Source organism: Chryseobacterium sp. Leaf404 (genome assembly GCF_001424145.1).
Lineage (GTDB): Bacteria > Bacteroidota > Bacteroidia > Flavobacteriales > Weeksellaceae > Chryseobacterium.
Window position 1 is genome coordinate 227,146 of sequence record NZ_LMQM01000010.1, and the last position, 18,853, is coordinate 245,998.

At 37.2% G+C, this 18,853-nt stretch carries 20 protein-coding genes, 1 tRNA gene and 1 other RNA gene; 20 read left to right on the top strand and 2 right to left on the bottom strand.

Going from position 1 to position 18,853, the window contains the following annotated elements; translation table 11 throughout:
- Positions 1–10 precede the first annotated feature (10 nt).
- From ASG31_RS06790 to ASG31_RS06830, 9 genes are all read left to right on the top strand, one after another.
- A complete protein-coding gene (locus tag ASG31_RS06790; protein WP_056029665.1) occupies positions 11–1,423 on the top strand; it encodes an efflux transporter outer membrane subunit in 1,413 nt (470 codons plus the stop codon).
- A 195-nt stretch (positions 1,424–1,618) separates the two neighbouring features.
- A tRNA-Ala gene (locus ASG31_RS06795) sits at positions 1,619–1,695 on the top strand.
- A gap of 27 nt (positions 1,696–1,722) precedes the next feature.
- A complete protein-coding gene (locus ASG31_RS06800) occupies positions 1,723–2,103 on the top strand; it encodes a hypothetical protein (protein WP_056029669.1) in 381 nt (126 codons plus the stop codon).
- A 137-nt stretch (positions 2,104–2,240) separates the two neighbouring features.
- On the top strand, positions 2,241–5,069 hold the full coding sequence (gene uvrA / locus ASG31_RS06805) for an excinuclease ABC subunit UvrA (RefSeq protein ID WP_056029672.1): 2,829 nt from the start codon (positions 2,241–2,243) through the stop codon (positions 5,067–5,069).
- A gap of 40 nt (positions 5,070–5,109) precedes the next feature.
- On the top strand, positions 5,110–5,292 hold the full coding sequence (locus ASG31_RS06810) for a hypothetical protein (protein ID WP_056029675.1): 183 nt from the start codon (positions 5,110–5,112) through the stop codon (positions 5,290–5,292).
- A gap of 230 nt (positions 5,293–5,522) precedes the next feature.
- Positions 5,523–5,924, top strand: a complete 402-nt coding sequence (locus tag ASG31_RS06815) for a hypothetical protein (RefSeq protein ID WP_056029678.1) — start codon at positions 5,523–5,525, stop codon at positions 5,922–5,924.
- Between the two features lie 89 nt (positions 5,925–6,013).
- The gene (locus tag ASG31_RS06820) at positions 6,014–6,526 is read left to right on the top strand and encodes a DUF421 domain-containing protein (RefSeq protein ID WP_117585825.1); all 513 of its coding nucleotides are present in this window, start codon (positions 6,014–6,016) and stop codon (positions 6,524–6,526) included.
- Complete coding sequence (locus tag ASG31_RS06825; protein ID WP_056029684.1) at positions 6,527–7,021, top strand: GNAT family N-acetyltransferase; 495 nt, start codon at positions 6,527–6,529, stop codon at positions 7,019–7,021.
- Positions 7,022–7,127: 106 nt separating this feature from the next.
- A complete protein-coding gene (locus ASG31_RS06830; protein WP_056029687.1) occupies positions 7,128–7,412 on the top strand; it encodes a hypothetical protein in 285 nt (94 codons plus the stop codon).
- Positions 7,413–7,487: 75 nt separating this feature from the next.
- On the opposite strand, the gene ASG31_RS06835 is transcribed toward ASG31_RS06830, so the two are convergent.
- The gene (locus ASG31_RS06835) at positions 7,488–7,802 is read right to left on the bottom strand and encodes a DUF4286 family protein (RefSeq protein ID WP_056029690.1); all 315 of its coding nucleotides are present in this window, start codon (positions 7,800–7,802) and stop codon (positions 7,488–7,490) included.
- A 147-nt stretch (positions 7,803–7,949) separates the two neighbouring features.
- Between ASG31_RS06835 and gyrA the strand changes: the two genes are divergently transcribed.
- From gyrA to ASG31_RS06865, 6 genes are all read left to right on the top strand, one after another.
- Positions 7,950–10,532: a DNA gyrase subunit A gene (gyrA, locus tag ASG31_RS06840; protein WP_056029694.1), complete on the top strand. Its 2,583-nt coding sequence runs from the start codon at positions 7,950–7,952 to the stop codon at positions 10,530–10,532.
- A gap of 15 nt (positions 10,533–10,547) precedes the next feature.
- Positions 10,548–11,576: a tetratricopeptide repeat protein gene (locus ASG31_RS06845; protein WP_056029697.1), complete on the top strand. Its 1,029-nt coding sequence runs from the start codon at positions 10,548–10,550 to the stop codon at positions 11,574–11,576.
- A 356-nt stretch (positions 11,577–11,932) separates the two neighbouring features.
- Positions 11,933–12,769, top strand: a complete 837-nt coding sequence (locus ASG31_RS06850) for a 1,4-dihydroxy-2-naphthoyl-CoA synthase (protein WP_056029701.1) — start codon at positions 11,933–11,935, stop codon at positions 12,767–12,769.
- A 72-nt stretch (positions 12,770–12,841) separates the two neighbouring features.
- Positions 12,842–13,771 carry a 1,4-dihydroxy-2-naphthoate octaprenyltransferase gene (menA, locus tag ASG31_RS06855; protein WP_056029704.1) on the top strand — a complete coding sequence of 310 codons (930 nt, stop codon included), beginning with the start codon at positions 12,842–12,844 and terminating at the stop codon, positions 13,769–13,771.
- 12 nt (positions 13,772–13,783) lie between these two features.
- Complete coding sequence (locus ASG31_RS06860) at positions 13,784–14,839, top strand: bestrophin family protein (RefSeq protein WP_056029707.1); 1,056 nt, start codon at positions 13,784–13,786, stop codon at positions 14,837–14,839.
- A gap of 18 nt (positions 14,840–14,857) precedes the next feature.
- Positions 14,858–15,544, top strand: a complete 687-nt coding sequence (locus tag ASG31_RS06865) for a metal-dependent hydrolase (protein WP_056029710.1) — start codon at positions 14,858–14,860, stop codon at positions 15,542–15,544.
- A 69-nt stretch (positions 15,545–15,613) separates the two neighbouring features.
- On the opposite strand, the gene ffs is transcribed toward ASG31_RS06865, so the two are convergent.
- Positions 15,614–15,710, bottom strand: an RNA gene (ffs, locus tag ASG31_RS18200) — signal recognition particle sRNA small type.
- A gap of 131 nt (positions 15,711–15,841) precedes the next feature.
- On the opposite strand from ffs, the gene ASG31_RS06870 reads away from it, so the two are divergent.
- The 5 genes from ASG31_RS06870 to ASG31_RS06890 are packed head-to-tail and all read left to right on the top strand — an operon-like array spanning position 15,842 to position 18,853.
- Positions 15,842–16,438, top strand: coding sequence for a DUF4199 domain-containing protein (locus tag ASG31_RS06870; RefSeq protein WP_056029713.1), 597 nt, complete (start codon positions 15,842–15,844; stop codon positions 16,436–16,438).
- A 52-nt stretch (positions 16,439–16,490) separates the two neighbouring features.
- A complete protein-coding gene (locus ASG31_RS06875; protein WP_082504499.1) occupies positions 16,491–16,748 on the top strand; it encodes a DUF6364 family protein in 258 nt (85 codons plus the stop codon).
- Complete coding sequence (locus ASG31_RS06880; RefSeq protein ID WP_056029716.1) at positions 16,748–17,167, top strand: type II toxin-antitoxin system VapC family toxin; 420 nt, start codon at positions 16,748–16,750, stop codon at positions 17,165–17,167. The genes ASG31_RS06875 and ASG31_RS06880 overlap by 1 nt, the downstream gene beginning before the upstream one ends.
- 32 nt (positions 17,168–17,199) lie before the next feature.
- On the top strand, positions 17,200–18,150 hold the full coding sequence (locus ASG31_RS06885; RefSeq protein ID WP_056031335.1) for a glycosyltransferase family 2 protein: 951 nt from the start codon (positions 17,200–17,202) through the stop codon (positions 18,148–18,150).
- A gap of 1 nt (position 18,151) precedes the next feature.
- On the top strand, positions 18,152–18,853 hold the full coding sequence (locus tag ASG31_RS06890; RefSeq protein WP_056029719.1) for a GIN domain-containing protein: 702 nt from the start codon (positions 18,152–18,154) through the stop codon (positions 18,851–18,853).

An 18,853-nucleotide genomic window follows, 5' to 3' on the forward strand; every position in this document is an offset into this window, starting at 1 on the left:
GATTTAAATAATGAAAAATTTATCAATAATAAAAGGAACGGCTTTATCTGTACTTACCGCTGTAGTTCTTACTTCCTGTCACGTCAGAAAAGAGTATGAAAGACCTGAAGCTGCAGTAGATGAAAAACTCTTCCGAACAGATATGCTTCCACAGGACAGCACAAGCACAGCAAATGTTTCATGGAAAGAAATATTTACTGATCCTGTTCTTCAGAAACATATTTCAAAAGCTTTAGAAAATAATTTAGACATAAGAATCGCTCTGCAGAATATTGCTTCTGCAGAAGCGTATCTGAGACAAAGCAAAGCAGCCTATCAACCGACGTTAACTGTGGGTCCGGGTTATACTTTTCAGACTCAGTCACTAAACACCCAGTTTGGGCAGATAATTGGGGAAAGAAGATATGTCAATCAGTTTGATATTACCGGAAGTATCGCCTGGGAAGCTGATTTGTGGGGGAAATTAAAAGCTCAGGAAAAAGCGCAGCTGGAAACTTACCTGGGAAATATTTCAGCGCATCAGGCTGTAAAAAGTGATTTGGTTTCTTCAATTGCTTCTGGTTATTTTCAATTGTTGACGTTAGATAATCAGAAAAAGATTATTAACGAAACTATAAAAATCAGAGAAGATAATCTTGAAACCACCAAAGCTTTGAAAGAAGCAGGAACCTTGACGGAGGTGGCAGTTCAGCAAAGTCAGGCGTTGGTTTACAATGCTCAGTCTCTGTTGATCGATATCGACACGCAGATCCAACAATTGGAAAACACAATAAGTCTTTTGATGGGAGAGCCTTCACAAGCCATCGAAAGATCCACTCTGGAAAGCCAGACACTTCCCGAAAACTTCGCACTGGGTTATCCTGCCAATTTATTGGCAAACCGTCCTGATGTAATGCAGGCAGAATTTAATCTGATGAATGCTTTTGAACTGACAAATTCAGCAAAAGCACAGTTTTATCCGACACTTAAACTTACAGGAAGTGGAGGTTTGCAGTCAGTAGATATTGATCATTTGTTCAGCGTTAATTCACTTTTTGCCAGTTTAATCGGAGGTTTGGCTCAGCCAATTTTGAATAAAAGACAAATTAAAACCAACTACGAAGTAAGTTTGGCCAATAAAGAAACCGCATATTTGAATTTCAGAAAAACCATTCTTACTGCCGGAAAAGAAGTTTCTGATGCGATCAGAGTATTTTCCGTTCAGGATTCTTTTATTGATTTAAAAGAAAAAGAGCTGGAATCATACAGAAAATCTGTTGACTATTCTCAGGAATTGGTCAACTACGGGATGGCAAATTATCTTGAAGTGCTTACAGCCAATGTAAATGCATTAAACGCAGAACTAAATATTTCAAATGCCCAATACAGCAAAATGAAAGCAGCAGTAGACCTTTACAAAGCCTTAGGTGGCGGGTGGAAGTAGTTTTTCTGTTGTCAGATTTTATTTAATCTTGTTTTAAACGCATACTTTTCGGAGTGCGCGTTTTCTTTTTTGATGAATCTTAAGCATTTAGCAATAATTTCAGGTAGATCTTCAATAAAATTTAACAAATTATTTGTATATATGGTTTAATTACTTACTTTTGTACCGCTTCGTGTAAAAAAAACACGGATAACGGGGGAATTAGCTCATCTGGCTAGAGCGTTAGACTGGCAGTCTAAAGGTGACGGGTTCGATCCCCGTATTCTCCACCAAAAAACTTTATCAAACCTTGTAATCTTATGAAGAAATTTTTTTTACTTGTGTTAATGGCTGTAATGTTCATCGGTTGTAATTCTGATGACGAATTAACCCTTATTGATTACGTCGGAACATGGTCTGGTACCTACACCGGAACTAATGATAAAGGAGACTGGAACTTCGTAGTTGCCGATGACGGAAAAGTTACCGGAACGATGCATTCCATCAACAGCAATCAAAACTTTGCCATTATCGGTCGTCTGGACAGATCCGGACAGTTGGTTGCAGAACTGGCTGTACCTGCAAAAGGAAATTTCAACGGCACGCTCACCGTAGAGAAAGCAGGCAGCGGAGCATGGGATATCAGTATTCCGGCACCTGCAAGAAGCGGAAATTGGGAAGGTGTTAAGGATAAAAAATAATTTTTACCGAAATATAAAGGTAAACCACAGTTTTTCAGCTGTGGTTTTTTGTTTTTCAACAGATTTTCTATACATTAAATTGTTTAAAAATCCGTATTTTTGCCACTTGTGATTTTCAGGTAAAGTCACCCCAAATTATGAGCGAATCTAAAGAGTATATAGAAGTTTACGGAGCCAGAGAACACAATCTTAAAAACATTGATGTCAAAATTCCGAGAAACGAATTGGTCGTGATTACCGGGCTTTCCGGCAGCGGAAAATCTTCACTTGCTTTCGATACCATTTTTGCCGAAGGACAGCGCCGCTACATCGAAACATTTTCTGCCTACGCAAGACAGTTTTTAGGTGGATTGGAACGTCCTGACGTCGATAAAATTGAAGGTCTTTCCCCTGTAATTGCAATTGAACAGAAAACAACCAATAAAAATCCGCGTTCAACCGTAGGAACTGTTACAGAACTCTACGATTATCTGCGTCTTCTGTTTGCCAGAGTTTCCGACGCGTATTCACAAACTACAGGTAAAAAATTAGTCAGTTATACCGAAGATCAGATTTTAGAAACCATCAAAGAAAATTACAAAGGCGAAAAAATAATGCTGATGGCGCCGGTGGTTCGTTCCAGAAAAGGGCATTACCACGAGCTTTTCGTGCAGATGGCAAAAAAAGGGTACGGGCAGGCAAGAATTGACGGCGAACTGCAGGATATTGAATATGATTTAAAACTCGACCGTTACAAAACCCACGATATCGACATCGTGGTAGACCGCTGGATTATCGGCGAATCTGCATCCGAAGCAAGGATGGAGAAGTCTTTGAGAACAGCAATGGAAATGGGCGAAGGTCTGATTGGAATTCAAAAACTCGGAACCACAGACATCGAATATTTCTCGAAAAATTTAATGGATGCCGAAACCGGTCATTCACTGGCCTTACCGGAACCGAATACGTTTTCATTCAATTCTCCGAAAGGAAGCTGTCCAAGCTGTAAAGGTTTGGGAACCATTAAGAAAATCAACACAGATTATTTTGTAGAAAACCCGAAATTATCAATCAATCAGGGAGGTTTGTTGCCTCTGGAAGATATTAAATCCAATAAATACATTCTCACACAGATCAAAAATATTCTTGAAATTTTTGGTTTGGGACTTTCGACGCCATTCAAAGATATTCCGGCTGAAGCGCTGGATTATATCTACAACGGTTGTCATAAGGAATTTAATAAAGATTTAAAATACGCTGGAATTACCAAGAAAATCAAAGTCAGTTTTGATGGATTAATTCCTTTTATGGAAGAATTAATTGATGAAAGAGAATCTTACGAAGCGATTTTGCTCGAAAGACATTTCACCACAGAAGAAACCTGTCCTGAATGTAAAGGCGCACGTCTTCAGGCATCAAGTTTAAGCTTCAAAATTGACGGAAAAAACATTGCTGAAATCAACGGTTTAAGTTTATCTGATTTAAAGGATTGGTTGAGAGATGTAAAAGATAAATTTTCAGAGAAAAACGGAATTATCGCTCATGAAATTTTAAAGGAAATAGAAACCAGACTTCAGTTTTTACTGGATGTCGGTTTGGATTATTTAAGCCTCAGCAGAAGTTCAAAAACCCTTTCCGGTGGCGAATCTCAGAGAATCCGACTGGCAACACAGATTGGCTCCCAATTAGTCAACGTTCTTTATATTCTGGATGAACCAAGTATCGGATTACACCAGAGAGACAACGAAAGGCTGATTAATTCATTGAAAAATCTTCGCGACATCGGAAACTCGGTTTTGGTGGTGGAGCACGACAAAGATATGATTATGGAAGCCGATGAAGTTTTGGATATTGGCCCAAGAGCAGGAAAATTCGGAGGCGAAATTCTTTGGCAGGGAAAACCGAAAGACTTACTGAAAGCCGACACCATCACAGCTGATTATATCAACGGTAAGAGAAAAATTGCCATTCCGGAAATCAGAAGGGAAGGAAATGGGAAAAGTATCGTTTTGAAAGGAGCTACAGGAAATAATCTTAAAAATGTAACCCTTGATATTCCGTTAGGAAAACTGGTGGTTGTAACCGGAATTTCGGGAAGCGGAAAGTCGTCGCTGATCAACGGAACTTTGTATCCGATTCTGAACAAACATTTTTACAGAGCCGTTCAGGAGCCTTTGCCATTTAAAAAAATTGAAGGTCTTGACAATATCGATAAAATTGTAGACGTAGACCAGACTCCGATTGGAAGAACGCCGCGTTCAAACCCAGCAACTTACACTGGAATGTTTACCGACATCCGAAATTTATTCTCCGAATTGCCTGAATCTAAAATCCGTGGTTACAAGCCTGGAAGATTTTCTTTCAACGTAAAAGGAGGAAGATGCGAAACCTGTCAGGGAGGCGGTTTAAAAGTGATTGAAATGAATTTCTTACCCGATGTTTACGTTCACTGCGAAACCTGCAACGGAAAACGTTTCAACAGAGAAACACTGGAAGTGCGTTACAAAGGAAAATCAATTTCAGACGTATTGGAAATGACAATCGATGAAGCCGTTGATTTTTTCCAGCCAATTCCAAAGATTTTTGCAAGAGTAAAAACTTTGCAGGATGTAGGTTTGGGTTACATCACGATGGGACAACAGTCGACAACACTTTCCGGTGGGGAAGCACAGCGTATCAAACTCGCAACCGAACTGGCAAAAAGACAAACCGGAAATACTTTATACATTCTCGACGAACCCACAACCGGACTTCATTTTGAAGACGTCAAAATCCTCATGGATGCTATTAATAAACTGGTAGAATTAGGAAATTCATTCATCATCATTGAACATAATATGGATGTGATTAAACTGGCCGATCATATTATCGACGTTGGTCCCGAAGGTGGAAAACATGGTGGAGAAATTATTGCAAAAGGAACTCCGGAAGAGATTATTAAATCTAAAAAATCTTTGACAGGGAAGTATTTGAAGAAGGAGATGTAAGTGGTATCATATTTGTGAGCGTAAGAAAAAACATTGTGTTATGAAATCAATTAAAATTTTTCTTGCAATATTTGTATTTTCATTGGCGTTCGCGTCATGTGAAGTCAGAACAGTAGGAAACGGCCGCGGGCACTTAAAACCAATGCCACCAGGACAGGCCAAAAAGGTTTTTGGGACAAAATCTGCGAAACCCTTTGCACCCGGACAAAATAAACAGAAATAACAGTTAAACTGCAGCGAAAGTTGCAGTTTTTTCCTTTCATAAAGTAAGATTATCAATTTCCAATGTTAATTTTTTAATTATTTTAAAAATTTAAACAACTGAAAATCAATATTTTAATTTCCAATGTTAACCCAATGTTAACTGAATGTAAAATTTGTATGAATTTATTTATATATCTTTGAATTAGAAAATAAGAAACAACAATAATTAACTCTAAAAATCAAAGACATATGAAAAAATTACAGATATTCGCAGCTTCAGTTTTCGTATTTGCATTTGCAGCAATTTTTAATACAGCAAAGGCTCAAATCTCTTCAGATAACACTATTAAAGAAGTTCAGCTGAACAAGGCTGATGCTTTCAATGAAATCAGAAACCAACTGATGGCCAATTTTGATTTTACCAATCAGGATTATCAGCAGGGAATTGTAAATTCTGAAGTGAAATTTGATATTTCCGAAGAAGGTAAAATAGTCAATGTAAAATCTAAAGGAGATTGCAAAGTGGTAAGTAAAGAGATTGAAAAAATCCTTAGCAATCTTCAGTACAGAATAGATTCTTCAAAAATTAACGAAAAAATGCTGGCTTCAAGCTTCGTAATGCCGGTACGAGTAGATATCAACAACAGATAATGACTTATCATATATTTTTTTAAACTGCCTTCCAAAGGCAGTTTTTTTATTGCCGTTAAATGTTTAATTTTGATATCTAAATCTGAATTTTGGAGGAAATTTTGAATGTTGTCTTACGTTCGCTCTGTGTTTACCTTTTTATGGTTATCGCCATTCGTGTGTTTGGTAAAAATCAGTTGTCTCAGCTCAATGCAGGCGATGTGGTTTTGCTTCTTCTCATTTCAAATGCCGTTCAGAATGCAATGGTTGGCCCCGACACTTCTCTGCAGGGTGGTCTTGTGGCGGCACTCGTTCTTTTTGCTGCCAATTTTACCCTGAAAAGAATCATGTTTAAAAATCCTAAATTTAAAAGTTTCCTGGAAGAAGATCCTGTGATTTTGATAAGAGACGGAAAACTGGACGAACCTGCTTTAAACAGAGCAAAAATTACACGGGATGAGCTGGAAGAATCTATCAGAGAGCATGGTGTGGACGGGATAGAAAATGTGAGACTCTCCATTCTCGAAGTGGATGGCAACATCAGTGTTATATCGATGGATAAAACCGGTGAACAGACCCATTACACCAGAATAAAGAGAAAAAATAAAAGAAAATATATTTAAATGTATTACGAATTACGGGAAATGCGTCCTGAAGACAGCAAAAAGGTGTTAGAAATTTTCCAGCAGGGGATTGACGGTGGTATTGCCACATTTGAAACCTCTGTACCTACAGAAGAAGCCTGGGATATGGAGTTCTTCAATACCTGCCGATGGGTTCTGGAGAATGACAGAAGTGAGGTGATTGGATGGTGTGGTTTAAAACCTGTAAGCAAAAGGGATTGCTTTAAAGGAGTAGGTGAGGTAAGTATTTATTTTGACAATCAGTATCAGGGCAAAGGCCTGGGTTCAATGTTGCTGAAAAAACTGATTGTTGACAGTGAAGAACACGGATTTTGGACACTCCAGGCTAATATTTTTCCTGAAAATGAAATCTCCATCAGAGTCCATCAGAAATATGGCTTCCGAATTGTGGGAACCAGAGAGAAATTGGGAAAATTGAATGGTGTCTGGAAGGATGTAGTGATGCTCGAAAGGAGAAGCGAAAGTGTACATTAAATTAAAATATCATAAATACCCTTAAATTTTACTGAATTTTTAATAAAAAGCAATTATTGGCATTCTCATTGTTCGTGTTTCATTAGAATTTTAAAAACAATGGAATATGAAGAGTTGGTTAAAAATTGCCGCGCTGTTTCTGATATTTATTTTGTCAGCCAGCTTTACAACTGTAAATGCGCAGAGGCATCATCACAAAAAAGGAAAACATTATTATAAACCAGCAAAACACCACCACAAAAGAGTTGCTCATTATTATAGAAAACCGGTCAGACACAGGTATTATGCGCCTGTAGGTTATCACAGACCTGTGAGACGCTATTACAGACCACACCACAGGGGAGTGAGACATTATCCTGCAAGACAGACGGTAGTAATTATCAACAGATAAAGTAATTACAACAGATAATAGGTATTGGTTAATATAAAACCCGGTTGTTAACGTAACAACCGGGTTTTCTGTATCTTAAAACTTGCTTTTCAACGGATCGAGGAAAGTATTGAAAATCATAATATCCTGCCCAAAATTCATTTCAATGCGGTCTGCGATATTCTGGAGTTCGCTTTTAATAAAATCTTCACGGAATCCTTCATCATCAAAAATGAGGAGGAGATTAAAATTTTTACCTTCTTCTATGTAATCGCTCTGCACTTCAGAAAGAATATATTTATTAACGTCGAGGAGATTTTCTGTCATTAAAAACAATTCGTCATCAACATATTTTGTCCATTCTTCGAGGTTGTTATTCGGGCAGTGAAAGGTAATACTGAGAACACTCATATTTTATGATTTATTTAATATTTTAGATGCAATTCTCAGGCAAAAATCGGTATTTTTTTCTTAAATTAGCACGTTATAATTTAACCGAAATAAATATTTTTCAGATGTGTGAATAACGCTCTGATTATCATAATAATAAACTTTTATATGCAAAAAGAAGGAGAAAGACTGATTCCTATTAACATCGTTGATGAAATGAAGTCATCTTACATCGACTATTCTATGTCGGTAATTGTTTCCAGAGCACTTCCGGACGTGAGAGATGGCCTTAAACCTGTACACAGAAGGGTATTGTACGGTATGTATGGATTAGGGGTTTTTTCAAACAGAAAATATTTAAAATCTGCCAGAATTGTAGGAGACGTTTTAGGTAAATATCACCCTCACGGTGACTCTTCAGTTTACGATGCCATGGTAAGAATGGCCCAGGACTGGAGCTTGCGTTATCCACAGGTAGACGGGCAGGGTAACTTTGGTTCAATGGATGGAGATCCGCCTGCAGCAATGCGTTACACCGAGGCAAGACTTAAGAAAATTTCAGACGAGATTTTATCTGATCTTGATAAAGAAACAGTAGATTTTCAAAATAACTTTGACGACAGTTTAACTGAGCCAAGTGTAATGCCTTCAAAAATCCCTAACCTACTGGTGAATGGAACTTCAGGTATTGCTGTTGGTATGGCGACAAACATGGCGCCGCATAATTTAACTGAATCGATTAATGCCATCTGCGCTTACATCGATAACAGAGAAATCACTATCGATGAACTGATGCAGCACATCATTGCTCCCGATTTCCCGACAGGTGGTATCATCTACGGTTACGATGGTGTGAGAGACGCTTTCCATACAGGAAGAGGACGTGTAGTTTTGAGAGCTAAAGTAGGTTTTGAAGAAGTTCATAACAGAAATGCGATTATTGTTAGCGAAATTCCTTATCAGGTTAATAAAGCGGAGATGATTGCCAGAACTGCAGAGCTGGTAAAAGACGACAAAATCCCAGGAATCTACGAAATCAGAGATGAATCTGACAGAAGAGGTATGCGTATCGTTTATGAATTAAAGAATGATGCGATTCCGAATGTGGTTTTAAACATGCTTTATAAATATACGTCACTTCAGACGTCTTTCAGTGTCAACAATATTGCATTGGTACACGGAAGACCGGAGCAGCTGAATGTAAAGGATATTATTCACCACTTTGTAGAGCACAGACATGAAATAATCGTAAGAAGAACTCAGTACGAGCTTAGAAAAGCGAAGGAAAGAGCCCATATTCTTGAAGGTTTCATGAAAGTGATCGGAACTCAGGATGCTTTGGATAAAGCCATTTCAATCATTCGTCATTCTGCCAACCCGCAGGCTGCGAAAGAAGGTTTGATGACGGAATTTGAACTTTCAGATATTCAGGCTCAGGCAATTCTAGACTTACGTCTTGCTCGTCTGACAGGAATGGAGCTCGACAAAATCCGTGATGAATATGATGCAATCATGAAAGAAATTGCAAACCTCGAAGATATTCTGGCTAATGAAGGCAGAAGATTCGAGATCATCAAGGAAGAATTGATTGAAGTAAGAGAAAAATACGGTGACGAAAGAAGAACTGAAATCGACTATTCCGGTGGTGAAATGTCTATCGAAGATATCATCCCGAACGAAGAGGTTGTTCTTACCATTTCTCACGCTGGTTATGTGAAGAGAACGCTGCTTTCAGAATATAAAGTTCAGAGCAGAGGAGGCGTTGGTAACAAAGCAGCTACTACAAGAGATTCAGATTTCCTGGAGTACATTGTTTCTGCAACCAACCACCAGTATATGTTATTCTTTACAGAAAAAGGAAGGTGTTACTGGCTGAGAGTTTTTGAAATCCCGGAAGGATCAAAAATATCAAAAGGCAGAGCAGTTCAAAACTTAATTAATATTGAGCCTGATGATAAAATTAAAGCTTACATCAGAACCAATAATTTAAAAGATACAGAATACGTCAACCAAATGAGTGTAGTGATGGTTACTAAAAACGGTACCATCAAGAAAACTTCATTGGAAGCTTATTCAAGACCGAGAGTAAATGGTGTAAATGCTATTGAAATCAGAGATAATGATCAGTTGTTAGGTGCTTATTTAACCAACGGAACATCTCATATAATGATTGCTACCAAGAACGGCAAATGTATCCGTTTCCCTGAAGAAAAAGTAAGAGAAGTTGGAAGAAGTTCGATCGGTGTACGTGGAATTACTTTGGAAGAAAATGACGAAGTAATCGGTATGATCGTTGCCAATGACCTTGAAAACGAAACTGTTTTGGTAGTTTCTGAAAAAGGATACGGAAAAAGAACTGCCGTTTTAGACTACAGAGAAACCAACAGAGGCGGAAAAGGGGTTATTACTTTAAATATCACCGATAAAACAGGAAACCTGATCGCCATCCAGAACGTTACAGACGATGACGGGTTAATGATCATCAACAAATCCGGAGTTGCCATCAGAATGGGAATGGATGAGATGAGAGTGATGGGTAGAAATACACAGGGTGTGAGAATGATTAATCTGAAGAAAAATGACGAAATCGCTGCAATTGCGAAAGTAGCCATGGATAAAGACATTCCTGAAGATGAAGAAGAAGAGGAAGAAGACGGGAATGCAGCTGAAAACCAGGAAAGCACAACAGAAGATTTGCCACAAAACGAAAATGAGGCCAATGAAACTGAGAATTCTGATTCTGAAGAATAAATAAAATAATATAATATGAAAAAGCTGATTTTAGGGATCGCAATCCTGGCATCTTCTCTTTCTTTTGCACAGAAAGAGGATGCAAATGCAAAACTTACAGCAACGCACAAAGCTGCGATGGACGCTTATAATGCGAAAAATTATGCTGTGGCTGCACCAAAATTTGTGGAAGTATACAATCTCTTAAAAACATCCGGTAAGGAAGATAAAAGTTATCTGTACAACGCTGCCATCAGTTATGCTGTGAACAACAATATTCCTGAAGCAACAAAGCTCTACGAAGAATTAATTGCTGGTGGATATACAGGTGTACAGACTTTATATACTGCAAAAGACAAGCAGGGAAATGTACAGCCTTTTGATAAAAGTATGTGGGAAGTTCTAAAGAAAACTTCTAAAGATTATACTGATTACAAAACAGAGCAAACTCCCTCTGTGGAACCGGAACTGTATGAAACTTTAGCTACGTTATATCTGAATTCCAAGGAAAATGATAAAGCAATCGCATTAATCGAAAAAGGATTGCAGAAATTCCCAAATAATGCGAAGCTGAAAGATTTCCAGGGTAGTGCTTACTATGCCTCAGGAAATAACGACAAATTTGCTGATGTAATTAAAGAGCAGCTGTCTAAAGATCCTTCTAATGCAGAAAACTGGTATAATTTGGGTGTCCTTCAGTCTAAAAATCCTGCAACAGCAGATCAGGCTGAAAATTCTTTCAAAAAAGCAATACAGTTGAAGCCAGCCATGTCTAATGCACACATGAATCTGATCTACACCGTAATTGGTGACGAAGATACAGCTGTAAAAAATATCAACGCAGCCAACAAAACCAACAAGGCGGAAGGTACAAAATTAATAGAAGAAAGAAGAGCACGTTTCAACAAAGCTATGCCGTATGCAGAAAACTGGTATCAGCTGGAGCCTGAAAATATAGATGCTGTATCTACGCTGAAAGATATTTACACAGTAACTAAAAACACTGAAAAAGCAGCAGTGATGAAGACGAAGCTTGCAGAATTGGAAGCTAAGCAGAAAAAATAGTTTTAACTGCAATTTGATATTAAATCCCGGTTCAGAAATGTGCCGGGATTTATTATTTTATGAAATTTATTATCCGTCCTTTGAAAATTTGCTCTATTTCTGTAAAAAATTTATAATTTAAAATGTTTTCAATCTGATTCTTTGGAATAAACCCACTTTTCCATACCTTCTTTATAACTCAATTTATTTTTGTATTTACAAAATAATGTACTCTCTTAAGAAAATGGACTGTTCAGTCTGAAAACTTATTTTCATCAAATCGGGCTAAAAAATATCAGCATTTCAAGATGATTATCATCAAAATTCCAGTTAAATTTTCCTCTTAAATCCTTATCTTTGGGCAAAATTATTACAAAATGATCGAGTGGAAAACCGTGAAGGAATACGACGATATTACCTATAAAAAGTGCAACGGCGTAGCCAGAATTGCCTTCAACAGACCGGAAATCAGAAATGCTTTCAGACCTAAAACAACTTCAGAACTGTACGATGCTTTTTATGATGCATCAGAAGATCCTTCGATTGGAGTGGTTTTACTTTCTGGTGAAGGACCAAGTTCTAAAGACGGAGTCTGGGCTTTCTGCAGCGGTGGTGACCAAAAGGCCAGAGGTCAGCAGGGTTACGTTGGCGAAGATGGCAGACACCGTTTGAATATTCTTGAAGTTCAGCGTTTAATCCGTTTTATGCCTAAAGCGGTGATTGCTGTTGTTCCGGGTTGGGCAGTTGGTGGCGGTCATTCACTTCATGTGGTTTGTGATCTCACGTTGGCAAGTAAAGAACATGCTATTTTCAAACAAACCGATGCCGATGTAACGAGTTTTGATGGCGGTTACGGTTCAGCTTACTTAGCGAAAATGGTCGGACAGAAAAAAGCACGTGAAATATTCTTTTTAGGCAGAAATTATTCTGCTCAAGAAGCTTTCGATATGGGTATGGTGAATGCCGTTATCCCTCACGACGAACTTGAAGATACTGCTTACGAGTGGGCTCAGGAAATTCTTGCTAAATCTCCGACATCCATCAGAATGCTGAAATTTGCAATGAACTTAACAGACGACGGAATGGTAGGTCAGCAGATTTTCGCAGGTGAAGCAACGCGTTTGGCATACATGACCGAAGAGGCAAAAGAAGGCCGAAATGCTTTCCTCGAAAAAAGAAAACCGGATTTCGGAAAAGATCAGTGGATCTCTTAATATAAGTAATGAGTGATGGGTAATGTACAATGCAAATATTACTCATTGCTCATTGCTCATTACTCATAAATTATGAAAGATTGGATACAGGCCGCTAGGCTTAGAACTTTACCGCTGTCCCTGAGCGGAATCATTATGGGATCATTCATCGCAAAATGGCGACTTTACAGCGAAGGCGGAACCTGGGACTGGAAAATATTTGCACTGGCAATTTTGGTGACATTGCTGTATCAGATTCTGTCAAACTATGCCAACGATTACGGCGACGGTGTGAAGGGAACTGATGCAACTAGAGCAACAGAAGCCGAAGCAAGAGCAGTGGCATCTGGAAAAATTACGGCAAAACAAATGAAAAATGCCGTGATTTTATTTTCTGTTTTATCACTTGTAGCAACTTTAGCTTTATTATATCTGGCATTTATACCTGAACATATGAATGAATTTTACATATTCATCGGCTTGGGAGTGGCTTGCATTTTAGCTGCTATCGGTTATACAGTTGGCAAAAAACCTTACGGTTACATGGGATTGGGCGATCTTTTTGTGTTCATTTTCTTTGGTTTGGTTTCGGTTTGCGGAAGTTATTTTCTGTTTACCAAAACTTTCAGCTGGGATATTTTACTTCCCGGAGCAGCGATTGGGATGATGAGCATGGCGGTTTTAAATCTCAATAATATGCGAGATATTGAAAGCGACAGATTATCAGGTAAAAACAGTTTTGCTTTGCGAATTGGTTTTAAAAATGCAATGATTTACGAAATTGTACTTCTGCAACTTCCGATAATCTTGATTTTCGTTTTTCTCTGCCTTCAGGGGTTCTTACAGACACAGCAGTACTACGCTTTTATCGTGATGATTTTGCTTTTACCGATGATGAAAGTAAGAAGACAGATAATGGCTGTGAAAACACCGAGAGAACTTGACCCTTTTCTAAAGCAGGTGGGAATTTTAACTTTGATGATGGCAGTTCTAACCGTTTTAGGACTTAATCTATTTAAGTAAAATATTTGAAGAATGTTTACAAAAAAGAGATATACCATAAAGCAAATGGTAACGTGGACAAGGCAGGAAACGTATATTTTCTTACTGATTGCATTTGTAGAAGTAGCTTTATTTGTATTTTTAGATTTGCAATGGCTACAAATTCCTTTTACACCAATTGCCTTAATTGGTACTGCTGTTGCATTTGTGATTGGTTTTCAAAACAACGCTTCTTACGGCAGAATTTGGGAAGCCCGACAAATTTGGGGTGGAATTGTAAACACTTCAAGAACTTTTGGCATTGCCGTGCAGGATATTATTTCAAAAAATGAAACTGACACGAATGATGAGAATTTAAAGGCAATTAAAAAATCTTTAATATACAGACATATTGCCTGGTTGACGGCGTTGCGCTATGCAATGCGGGATGACAGACCTTGGGAATATGTGATGCAGCAGAAAACCAATGTAGAATGGTCTAAAATGATTCACGTGCCTGAAGTGATGACCAAATTAGAAGATGAATTGGATATGTATCTTTCAGAAGAAGATAAAAAATATGTGTTAGCCAAAACAAACAGGCAGAATGCTATTCTTTTTTTACAGTCAAAAGAACTTAAAAAACTTAGGGACGAAAAGCTTCTTACTGAATTTTCTTTCTTAAAAATGGAATCTATTTTGGAAGAATTATTCAATCATCAGGGAAAATCTGAAAGAATTAAAAATTTTCCGTATCCAAGGCAATTTGCTACTCTGATGTACTATTTCACGTGGATTTTTATTTTTCTTTTACCTTTAGGAATTACCTCTCAATTTGGCGATATTGCTTTAAAAATCCAAGATCAGCATGAGTTTTTAAGGACCCACTTCATTTGGTTTGCAGTTCCTTTTTCTGTGGTTGTGATGTGGATTTTCCATACCATGAATAGAATTGGCAGCGTAGGTGAAAATCCGTTTGAAAAATCTGCGAATGATGTTCCTATTTCTACAATTGCCCGTGGAATTGAAATTGATTTAAGAGAAAATTTAGGCGAAAATAAAAATGACATTCCGGGGCAGTTTCCTGTGAATAACAATGTTCAAATGTAATCAATAAAAAATTATAAAATGAAAATACAATTCTTAGGACAAAACTGTTTTTTGTTCACATATAAAGAAAAAAACATCCTGTGCGATCCTTTTTACAATTACGGGAAGGCAGAATCAGGATTTGATATTACCGCTCAGAAAATAGATTATATTTTGCTGACACACGCACACGGAGATCACATTGCCGATGTGGAAGAGGTTTTGGAACATTATCCTGAAGCTGCAATCATTGGAGTTCCGGAAATCTGCGGATATTTCAACAACGCAAAAAATACAATCGACGTCAACCTTGGAGGTTCGGCAAAAATTGATGATTTGAAAATTTCAATGGTTCCGGCTCATCACACAAGTTCGTTTCCTGACGGGAGTTATGGTGGCGTGCCTGTAGGATATATTTTCAGACTTCCTGAAGGTAAAAATGTATATTTGGCCGGAGATACAGGAGTAATGGCAGATATGCAGTTGTTTCCTACACTGTACGGGAACTTAGACCTGTCTATTCTTCCTGTTGGTGGTCATTACACCATGTGTGCAAGAAAAGCAGCTTTTGCAGCAGCAGAACTTTTAAAAACTCCAAAAGTGATTGGCTGTCATTTTGATACTTTCGCTCCGATAGAAATTGATCATCAGGAAGCACAAAAGCATTTTGCAGATAAAAGTGTAGAATTAGTTTTACCGAAATTAGGAGAAACATTCGGGATATAACAAAAAAAAATTAAGAGATTAAGTAATTTAAATAAAATAATCTTAATCTCTTAATTTAAAAAAAATAAAAAATGGCAAGCTACCTAAATCACACCGCTCAACCAATTACCTTTGCTGCGTTCCCACCCTGGAGGATTCTCAGGAGCTGGTTGTTTAGGACTTGCCGTTGCAAATATAGGAATTAATATTAAACCTCAAAACTGTATAACAGAAAAATCGGATGAAAACCTACTAAATTAAGGCTAATCGGCTGAAATTTAAGTTAATAATTTTTCATCTTTTTGTAAATTTTTAAACATGACTAAAAGTCCTACCACCTTCGGAATTATCCTTTTTATTGCTACAATGATTGTCTTTTTTGTAGTTTATCTCTTTTTCTCAGGCATCAGTTATTTTGATATCTCTTTGAAAATGAATGCCTTCGTTTTACCAATTTTGTATGCCGGAACTGCTTTTTGGTCAGTAAAAACTTTTTGGAACAACAACAGATATGTAACTTTTAAAGACGCATTCAAAAGAGCATTTTATCCGATGTTTATCGGTGGGTTTTTATCAGTAATCACTATTTTTCTTTTTTTAAATTTCATTGATAAGGATGCGAAAAAACTTTTAAACTATCAGTACGTTGAAAGACAGAGAACTGAACTGAATACAGAATACACTTCTGCAAAAAAAGTTTTAAAACATCAGAAAGATATTGATGAACTCGAGCAAAAGTATAAAGAAGCTCTTCAGAGAGTAAGTGATGAAGCTGTGAAAGGAAAAGATATGCTTACAGCAAGCCATTTCGCAGGATATTTTGGAGGAATAATGATATTTTACTTAGTTTTGTCTTTGTTTTTCGGAGCGTTTTTCAGAACAAAATCAAAACCTGAAGACGGGGAAGAAGCGTAAAATTTTGCAATTATATTTTACAATACGTATATTTGCTTAAAATACACGTGTAATGACAACTAAATTAACATTAACAATAGAAAAGAGCGTCATCGAAAAGGCAAAGAAGTATGCTAAAGGTACTCAGAGAAGCCTTTCTGAGATGGTTCAGAAATATCTGGAGAGTTTAGGCGAGATCAAAACGGCTAACGAAACAACGCCTAAAATGAAAAAACTTTTAGAAAAAATTCCGGAAAATATACCTCAATATACAGATGAGGAACTGGATGATATCAAACGGGAACATTTAGAAAAGAAACATATTTTATAATGATTTTCTTTTTAGATACTAATGTTCTGGTAGATTTGGTTCAAAAACGCGAACCTCACTTTGCTATCGTTTCTCAAATTTTTAATGTTTCCACAAAGGATGATGTTGAACTTTGTGCCTCATCTCACAGTATTGCAACTTTGCATTATTTATGTAAAAAAAATATGCAGGAAAGTAGTTTGAGGGAACTGATAGATGAAATTTTAAATTTTATCACTATTATTCCTGTTGATGAAGATATTCTAAGAAAATCTTTACGGTCACAACATAAAGATTTCGAAGATGCTATTCAGATTTTCTGTGCGCATCAGGTAAAAAATGTTACGGGAATTGTTACAAGAAATATCAAAGACTTTTCTACATCAGAAATTCCGGTTTTTGCACCTGATGAAGCGTTAGATTATGTCCGAAATAATTAATTTTAAAGCAAATAAGATTCACTTTGAACAATATAAATTTATCTATAGTTATTCCGTTGCTGAACGAAGAAGATTCTTTGGAACAACTTTTTTCAAGAATCGATAAAACGTGCGAAACCAGCAATTTATCCTACGAAGTTTGGTTTGTAGACGACGGAAGTACAGATCTTTCGTGGAGCATTATTGAGAATCTGAAAGTACAGCATCCTCAGATTCACGGAATTAAATTTTCTAAAAACTACGGAAAATCTCAGGCACTTCATGCCGCTTTCGCAAGAACTCACGGTGATGTAATCATTACAATGGATGCCGATTTACAGGATTTCCCAGAAGAAATTCCTGAACTCTACAGAATGGTGACGGAAGAAAATTACGACATCGTTTCCGGCTGGAAGAGAAAGCGTTTCGACAACGTGATGACCAAAAATATCCCTTCAAAACTCTTCAATGCTGCGGCAAGAAAGGTTTCCGGAGTATATCTTCACGATTTCAACTGTGGTTTGAAAGCTTATAAAAAACAGGTGGTGAAATCAATTGATGTGTACGGAGACATGCACCGTTACATTCCGGTTTTGGCTGCCAATGCGGGTTTCAGAAGAATAACAGAGAAAGAAGTTCCGCATCAGGCAAGACCTTACGGAGTTTCAAAATTTGGAACAGAAAGGTTCGTCCGCGGATTCTTAGATCTTGTAACACTTTGGTTTGTAAGCCGTTTCGGCGGAAGGCCAATGCATTTTTTCGGGGCTGTAGGAACAATTATGTTTATCGTAGGTTTCCTCTCTGCATTTTGGCTTGGAGTTTCAAAATTAATAGATGTTGCAAGAGGAATTTACGGTCATTTAATTACCAATAATCCATGGTTTTTCATCGCATTAACGATGATGCTTATGGGAACTTTGCTTTTCATCGCAGGATTTTTAGGCGAAATGATTATCAGGACCAACCGCGAGCATAAGAATTATAATATTGATGAAGTGATTTAATATGAAAAATACTGTTTTCACACTTTGTTTACTGACTTTACTTTCCTGCGGAAAAATCTCCCCAGAAGGCAACATCGAAAATAAGGAAGTAAATGTTGAGGAATTTGTAAATCTTGATATGGAAGGGAAATTCCGTGTTTTTTATGCGAGAGGTAATAAAAATTATGTAGAAATTGAAACCTACCCAAACATTGCAGACAATCTGGATGTGGAAGTAAAAGACAAAACTCTTTTTATTAAAGAAGGCAGAAAAACAAAAGGCGTGGATTTCTACAATGTCATCATTTATTCTAAATACAATCTTGAAAAAGTTTCAATTGCAGATTCTGTCGAGATGAATATTTCAAGTGAAATTAAAACAGACAATTTCAGATTAAACCTTAAAAACCATGCAACTTTCATGGGTTCTGTAAACACAAGAAAGGCAGAGGTGGAGATGCTGAACCGCAGCCGCGCCAATTTTTTAGGCCAAACCAAAGATGCAGTCATCAAAATTTCGGATACAGCAAGCCTTATTGCGCCGTACTGGAGAATTGAAAATTTAAAAATAGATTCCAAAAACGGAAATTACGCCGAGGTCAATGTGAAAGATTCTTTGAAAGGAAATATTCAGAATACTTCAAAATTTGTATATTACAACGATCCAATTCGTGCCTTTAAAGTGGAGAAAACGACAAAGGTGGAGAATAAAAAATTGCAGTAA